This window comes from Kitasatospora sp. NPDC004240, from assembly GCF_053603215.1.
In genome coordinates this window covers 1-7,308 of sequence record NZ_JBSGFD010000295.1, presented here as the reverse complement: position 1 = coordinate 7,308, position 7,308 = coordinate 1, and the positions used below count along the sequence as shown (strand labels likewise).

The window sequence follows — 7,308 nt, the reverse complement described above, 5'->3', positions numbered from 1 at the left end:
GCCGGAGATCTGCTCGGGGGCCGCGTAGTCGAGGGTGCCGACGATCTGGCCGCCGCGGGGGCGGCCGGGCCGGCCGGGGACGGCCCAAGGAGTCGCCCGTCGTGGTGGCCGCGCGCTCGGTCGGCGAGCTGTGCATCACGCTCGGCGTGGTGATGCTGCTGTTCGTCTCGTACCAGCTGTGGTGGACCAACGTGCAGGCGATGGACGCCGCGGACGGCGCGCGCGACCAGCTGGAGCAGCAGTTCGACGCCGGGCCGCAGACCGGGGCGAACGGGCAGCCGGGCCAGGACCCGAACAAGCCGGAGACCTTCGAGCCGGGCAAGGGCTTCGCGATCATCCACCTGCCCAAGCTGGGGGAGAAGTTCCCGATCGCCGAGGGCACCTCCAAGGACAAGGTGCTCGACAAGGGCCTGGTGGGGCACTACGCCGGCACCGGGATGCCCGCCGACAAGGAGGGCAACTTCGCGCTCGCCGCGCACCGCAACACCCACGGCGAGCCGTTCCGGCGGATCAACCACCTGGCCAAGGGCGACAAGATCGTGGTGGAGACCGCGACCGCGTACTTCACCTACGAGGTGACCGGCGGCATCCCGGAGACCCCGCCGTCGAACGTGAGCGTGATCCAGAAGGTCCCCAAGGGCGCCGGGTACTCCGGCCCCGGCCGCTACATCACGCTGACCACCTGCACCCCGGAGTTCAGCTCCAAGTACCGGTTGATCGTCTTTGGCAAACTGTCCGAGGAACGGCCGCGCAGCCAGGGCAAGCCCGACGCGCTCAAGGCCGGCTGACACCGGCCCTGGCGGCCACGGAGGGGGACGAGCACGTTGAAGCGGTCCGGCCCGGACACCGAACCGGCCGAGGAGGCCTTCCCACCGCCCGCTCCGGACCGCCCGGGGCCCGCCGGGCCCGCCCGGCGCGACCGGGGCGTCAAGGGCGCCCTGCTGGCCGCGATCGGGGTGTTCGGCGAGCTGCTGATCACCATGGGCCTGGTCCTGGGGCTCTTCGTGGCGTACTCGCTCTGGTGGACCGACGTCCTCGCCGACCGTTCCGCGGCCCGCGCCTCGGACGCCCTGCGCGAGTCCTGGGCCGTCTCCGGCCCGGCCGTCCCCCCGACCCCCGCCCCCGCGCGCCCGGGCCCGTCGCCCACGGCCGGCGCCGCCCCCGCGGGCGGGACGCCCGCCCGGCCGCCCGCGGCGGGGGAGGCGGTCGGCTTCCTGCACGTCCCGGCGATGGGCAGGGGCTACCAGGTGCTGATCCGGATGGGCACCGACACCGACACCCTGGCCGAGGGCGTCGCCGGGGTGTACGAGCAGCCGTACCGCGCGGCGATGCCCTGGGACGAGAGCGGCAACTTCGCACTCGCCGCGCACCGGGACGGCCACGGCGCCAAGTTCCACGACCTGGACGCGGTCGGCAAGGGCGACGCGATCGTGGTGGAGACCAGGGACAAGTGGTACGTCTACCGGGTCGACAGCACCCTGGCGGAGACCTCCAAGTACGACACCGGCGTGGTCGCCCCGGTCCCCAAGGGCTCCGGCTACACCGCCCCGGGCCGCTACATCACGCTGACCACCTGCACCCCCGTCTACACCTCGCGGTACCGGATGGCGGTCTGGGGCAGCCTGGTGCGGGTCGACCCGGTGGACGCGCGCCGCACTCCCCCGCCCGAGCTGCGGGGCTGATCCCGCGGGCGGGACGACGGAGGGGCCGTCCGCACCACCACGGTGCGGACGGCCCCTCCGGCTTCTGCGGGCCTAGTTGTTGCCGCGGCTGGGCGACGGGTCCGGCTTGTCCGCCGGGCGGGTCGTCAGGGTGACCGACTGGCCGGTCTCCATGGTGGTGCCGGCCGGCGGCAGCGAGTTGATCACGATGGCGTTCGGGTCCTGCGGGCCGAACATCACGGTGTAGTTCAGCCCCATGTCCTTGAGCTGCTTCGCGGCCTCCTTGAGGGTCACGTTCTGCAGCGGCGGGACGACGGGCTTCTCGGCCGCCTTGTAGATCGTCAGGACGATCTTGGTGTTCGGCGCGACCTTGCTGTTGGCCGGGGCCGACTGGCTGGCGACCGTGCCGACCTTGGACGGGTCGGTGGCCGGGGTGGTCCTGGAGGAGTCGACCTGCAGGCCGAGGGTCTCCAGCTGCGACTGCGCCTCGTCCTTGGTCTTGCCGACCACGCCGGGGACGGTGACCTTCGACTTGCCCTGCGAGATCGTCAGCTTGACCTGCTGCTGCGGGTCGGCGGGGGCGCCGGCCGCCGGGTCCTGCCCGATGACCTGATCCTGCGGGGCGTTGTCGTCGTCCTTGTACTCCGGCTGCGCCACGTTGGTGAAGCCGGCCTCGGCGAGCGCCTTGAGGGCGGCCTCCTTGGTCTTGCCGGTCACGGTCGGCATGGTGGCCTTGGCCGGGCCGGAGGAGAGCCGCACGGTGATGGTGCCGGCCTCGGCCACCGGGCTGCCGACCGCCGGGTCCTGGTTGCAGACCTGGTCCTTCTTGATGGCGGCGTCCGGGCAGGCGACCTTCTCGCCCTCGGTGACCACCAGCTTGGACCCGGCCGCGGCGGCCGTGGTCTTGGCCTCCGCGAGGCTCTTGCCGACCAGGTTGGGGGCGGTGATCTTGGTGCCGCCCTTCTTGTCGCCGCCGCCGCCGTTGTTGAACATCGCCTGTGCCACGAAGAAGGTGCCGACCAGGACCAGCACGGCGGCGACCGCCAGCACGATCCAGGAGGTGTTGCTCTTCTTCGGCGGCCCCTCGCCGCGGCGCCCGGCACGGCCGCCGTAGCCGTCGTCGTACCCGTCGTTGCCGCCGGGGCCGCCCGCGTGGGTCTGGCCGTAGCCGTCGTCCTGGTAGCCGCCCTGCGGGCCGTAGCCCGGCTGGGCGCCGACCTGCGGCAGCACCGTGGTGGGTCCGCCGACGCCGGCCGGCTGCTGCGGCAGCACGTTGGTCGCGCCGTACGGGTCGTGCTGCTGCGGGTAGCCGTTCTGGTCGTAGCCGTACCCGGCCGCGCCCATGCCGTAGGCGGCCTGCTGGGCGGCGGCGACCGGCAGGCCGTCCAGGAAGCGCTCGATGTCGTCGCGCATCTCGTCGGCGCTCTGGTAGCGGTGGTCCCGCTCCTTGGCCAGCGCCTTCAGCACGATCGCGTCGACCTCGGGACGCACCTCGGGGTCGAAGGCGGACGGCGGCTGGGCCTCCTCCCGGACGTGCTGGTAGGCCACCGCGACCGGCGAGTCGCCGACGAACGGCGGGCGCACGGTCAGCAGCTCGTACAGCAGGCAGCCGGTGGAGTAGAGGTCCGAGCGGGCGTCGACGGTCTCGCCCTTGGCCTGCTCGGGGGAGAGGTACTGGGCGGTGCCGATGACGGCCGAGGTCTGCGTCATGGTCATCCCGGCGTCGCCCATCGCGCGGGCGATGCCGAAGTCCATCACCTTGACGTTGCCCTGCCGGGTCAGCATCACGTTGGCGGGCTTGATGTCGCGGTGGACGATGCCGGCCCGGTGCGAGTACTCCAGCGCCTGGAGGATGCCGATGGTCATCTCCAGCGCCCGCTCGGGCAGCAGCCGGCGCCCGGAGTGCAGCAGCTCGCGCAGCGTCGACCCCTCGACGTACTCCATCACGATGTACGGGATGGAGATGCCGTCGATGTAGTCCTCGCCGGTGTCGTACACGGCGACGATCGCGGGGTGGTTCAGCGAGGCGGCGGACTGCGCCTCCCGGCGGAAGCGGGCCTGGAAGGACGGATCGCGGGCCATGTCGGCCCGGAGCGTCTTCACTGCGACGGAACGGCCGAGCCGGGTGTCATGGGCGAGGTACACCTCGGCCATGCCGCCGCGTCCGAGGACGCCGCCGAGCTCGTACCTGCCGCCTAGGCGACGAGGCTCTTCCATAGTTCCGACCCTCTCCCTCACCGGCCGGTGAGGTTGTGACGTAGGTGTCCCCGCACGCTGTGTGTGACGCCGCCCCGGCCGCCGTCGGTTCTCGCGGCCGGGACCCACGGACGACCGTGGACGGGCAACGGGCACACCCGCTGCTTGCGGATACGCTACCGGTCGCACCGCGCGGGACCGGAGTCGGCCGCCGGCCGATATCAGACCGGTATCCGGACAGGGGTGCCGATCGTGACATTCGCCGCACTTGCCGCGCCGGGGAACCCGGCCGTCACTGGCCCAGGGCCGCCTGCATCACCGACTTGGCGATCGGCGCGGCCAGCCGGCCGCCGCTGATGCCGTCGCGCTTGTCGGAGCCGTCCTCGACCACCACCGCGACCGCGACCATCCGGCCGTCGGAGGCCTTGGCGTAGGAGGTGAACCAGGCGTACGGCAGTCCGGAGTTGTTCTCGCCGTGCTGGGCGGTGCCGGTCTTGCCGCCGACGGTCAGGCCGGGGATCTGGGCCTTGGTGCCGGTACCGTGCTCGACCACGGAGACCATCATCTCCTGGAGCTTCTGCGCGGTGGCCGGGCTGATCGGCTGGGAGAACTGCTTCTCGCTGTGCTTGGAGATGGTGGTCAGCGAGGCCGAACGCTCCTCGGCGACCAGGTAGGGCTCCATCAGGTTGCCGTTGTTGGCGATCGCGGCGGAGACCATGGCGACCTGCAGCGGGGTGGCGCGGGTGTCGTGCTGGCCGATCGCGTCGAGCGCGGTGCCGTCCTTGGTGGAGTTGGCCGGGTAGACGCTGTTCTCGGCGCGGATCGGGATGTTCACGGTCTTGTTGAACCCGAACTTCTCGGCCTGCTCACGCATCTTGTCCTTGCCCAGGTCGGCGCCGATCTTGCCGTACACGGTGTTGCAGGACTGGTCCATGCCCGACTTGAGGGTGGCGTTCTTGCACTGCTCGTTCGGGCTCTCGTTCTTCAGCTCGAAGCTGGTGCCGGGCAGGATGTACGGCTCCGGCGTCTCGGTCACGTCGTCGACGTTCTTGTAGAGGCCGTTCTCGAACGCGGCGGCGGCGGTGACCAGCTTGAACGTCGAGCCCGGCGGGTAGGTCTGCCGGAGCGCGCGGTTGAGCAGCGGCTTGTTCGGGTCGGCCTGGAGGCCGGCCCAGGCCTTCTGGTCGCCGCCCTCGCTGCCGGCGAAGGTGCCGGGGTCGTAGGACGGCGTGGAGACCAGGGCAAGGATGGCGCCGGTGCGCGGGTCGAGCGCGACCACGGCGCCCTTCTTGTTGCCCAGGCCCTCGTACGCGGCCTTCTGGACCTTGGCGTCGATGGTGGTGACGACGTCGCCGCCGCGCTTCTGCTCCCCGGTGAGCATGTCCAGGGTGTTGCGGAAGAACAGCCGGTCGTCGGTGCCGGCCAGGACGCCGTCGTGCAGGGACTCCAGTTGGCTGCTGCCGAAGGACTGCGAGGAGTAGCCGGTGACCGGGGCGTACATCGGGCCGTCGACCCAGGAGCGCTTGTACTTGAAGCGCAGGCCGTTGACGAAGTCGGAGTTGGTGACCCGTTCGCCGCCGACGATGATGTTGCCGCGCGGGTAGGCGTAGCGGTCGAAGGTCTCGCGCTTGTTGTACTTGTTGCTCGCCCAGGACTCGGCCTGGACGCCCTGGACCCAGTTGGTGCGCACCATCAGGGCGAGGATCAGGACCAGGCAGAAGATGGAGACCCTGCGGATCGGCTTGTTCATCGGTCGGGTCCCCCCTGGTTCTCGGTGGCCGGGGCGGGTTCGGCCCCCGGTCGGCGGGCGCTGTCGCTGATCTTCAGCAGGATGGCGATCAGCGCCCAGTTGGCGACCACCGAGGATCCGCCCTGGGCCATGAACGGCATGGTCATACCGGTCAGCGGGATCAGGCCGGTGACGCCGCCGGCGACCACGAAGACCTGGAGGGCCAGGGCCGAGGAGAGGCCGACGGCGAACAGCTTGCCGAAGGGGTCGCGGGCGGCGACGGCGGTGCGCAGGCCGCGCTGGACCAGCAGGCCGTACAGCATGAAGATCGCCATCAGGCCGCAGAGACCGAGTTCCTCGCCGAACGAGCCGAGGATGAAGTCGCTCTTGGCGGCGAAGCCGATCAGCCAGGAGCGGCCCTGGCCGAGCCCCTCGCCGGTGACCCCGCCGGAGCCCATGCCCATCAGGGCCTGGCCGATCTGGTCGCTGCCGCAGTTCCTCACCACCCCGGCCTCCGCGGCCTTCGCCGCGCAGTCGAAGGCGGACATCGGGTGGAGCCAGGCGTCGATGCGGATCTTGACGTGGCTCGCCGTCGAGGCGACCGCGATCGCACCGCCGATCGACATCAGCAGGCCGAAGACGATCCAGCTGGTGCGCTCGGTGGCGACGTACAGCATCACCACGAAGAGGCCGAAGAACAGGAAGGAGGAGCCGAGGTCGTTCTCGAAGATCAGGATCAGGAGGCTGAGCAGCCAGATCACGATGATCGGCCCGAGGTCGCGCCCGCGCGGGAGGTAGAGCCCCATGAAGCGGCGGCTGGCCAGCGCCAGCGCGTCCCGTTTGACCATCAGGTAGCCGGCGAAGAAGACGGTCAGGATGATCTTGGCGAACTCGCCGGGCTGGATCGAGAACGCGCCGAAGCGGATCCAGATCTTGGCGCCGAAGTCCTCCTCGCGGGCCGGGAAGAAGGCCGGCGCCGCGAGCAGCACCAGGGCCACCGCCATCGAGATGTACGTGTAGCGCTGCAGGATGCGGTGGTCCTTCAGGAAGACCATCACGCAGAGGAAGAAGGCGATGCCGAGACCCGACCACATCAGCTGGTTGGCGGCGGCGGGGAAGTTGTTCCGCAGCAGGCCCCCGGCCTTGTCGAGGCGCCAGATCATCACCACGCCGAGCCCGTTGAGCAGGGTGGCGATCGGCAGCATCAGCGGGTCCGCGTACGGCGCGAAGCGGCGCATCAGCAGGTGCGCGACCAGGGCGAGCGCCCCCATGCCCAGGCCGTAGCCCAGCATGCCGGCCGGCAGCGACCCGTCTATCGCCAGGCCCACGTTGGCGTACGCGAGGACCGGCAGCAGCACCGCGAAGGCCAGCATGGCCAGCTCGGTGTTGCGCCGGTTCGGGGTGCCCTGCGGGGAGATCGTGGTGTTGCCCCGGCGCCGGGACGAGGCGCGGTCGCCGGGCACGCCGGCGGGGCGGCTCTCGCCGGACCGGCTGTCGGAGCCGCTGCTCAGGTCGAAGGTGCTCACGTGATGGCCGCTCCCTGACGGCCGACGGGCCCGCGTACGGGCCAGTCTCTGGTCGTCACGGCTTGGGGCAGGAGTCGGCCTTCTTGCGCTCCTCCTCGGTCAGGCCGGGCAGCTCGCCCTGCTGGCCGGTGGCCGGGGCGCCCGCGCTCTGGCTCGGTGCGGCGCCCGGCGTGGTCGCGGGGGCCGACGGCGCGGC

Annotated in this window: 5 protein-coding genes; 2 read left to right on the top strand and 3 right to left on the bottom strand. The window is 71.3% G+C overall.

All coding sequences use genetic code 11. From position 1 onward, the window contains the following. Together ACWEQL_RS39375 and ACWEQL_RS39370 are read left to right on the top strand one after the other, a co-directional pair. Positions 1-788 (top strand): class E sortase (locus ACWEQL_RS39375; protein WP_452155914.1); only part of this gene is annotated, 788 nt, incomplete at its 5' end. Positions 789-824: 36 nt separating this feature from the next. Next, positions 825-1,682, top strand: a complete 858-nt coding sequence (locus tag ACWEQL_RS39370; RefSeq protein ID WP_452155912.1) for a class E sortase — start codon at positions 825-827, stop codon at positions 1,680-1,682. A gap of 72 nt (positions 1,683-1,754) precedes the next feature. On the opposite strand, the gene pknB is transcribed toward ACWEQL_RS39370, so the two are convergent. The 3 genes from pknB to ACWEQL_RS39355 all read right to left on the bottom strand — a co-directional run bounded on the left by pknB (position 1,755) and on the right by ACWEQL_RS39355 (position 7,049). Beyond that, on the bottom strand, positions 1,755-3,878 hold the full coding sequence (gene pknB / locus ACWEQL_RS39365; protein ID WP_452155910.1) for a Stk1 family PASTA domain-containing Ser/Thr kinase: 2,124 nt from the start codon (positions 3,876-3,878) through the stop codon (positions 1,755-1,757). A 271-nt stretch (positions 3,879-4,149) separates the two neighbouring features. Further along, complete coding sequence (locus tag ACWEQL_RS39360; protein ID WP_452155908.1) at positions 4,150-5,607, bottom strand: peptidoglycan D,D-transpeptidase FtsI family protein; 1,458 nt, start codon at positions 5,605-5,607, stop codon at positions 4,150-4,152. Then, the gene (locus ACWEQL_RS39355; protein WP_452155916.1) at positions 5,604-7,049 is read right to left on the bottom strand and encodes an FtsW/RodA/SpoVE family cell cycle protein; all 1,446 of its coding nucleotides are present in this window, start codon (positions 7,047-7,049) and stop codon (positions 5,604-5,606) included. Before ACWEQL_RS39355 ends, ACWEQL_RS39360 begins: the two co-directional genes overlap by 4 nt. Positions 7,050-7,308: the final 259 nt, after the last annotated feature.

Coding starts and splice junctions, on each gene's coding strand:
- pknB (WP_452155910.1), bottom strand. CDS start 3,878: ATGGAAGAGCCTCGTCGCCTAGGCGGCAGGTACGAGCTCGGCGGCGTC.
- ACWEQL_RS39360 (WP_452155908.1), bottom strand. CDS start 5,607: ATGAACAAGCCGATCCGCAGGGTCTCCATCTTCTGCCTGGTCCTGATC.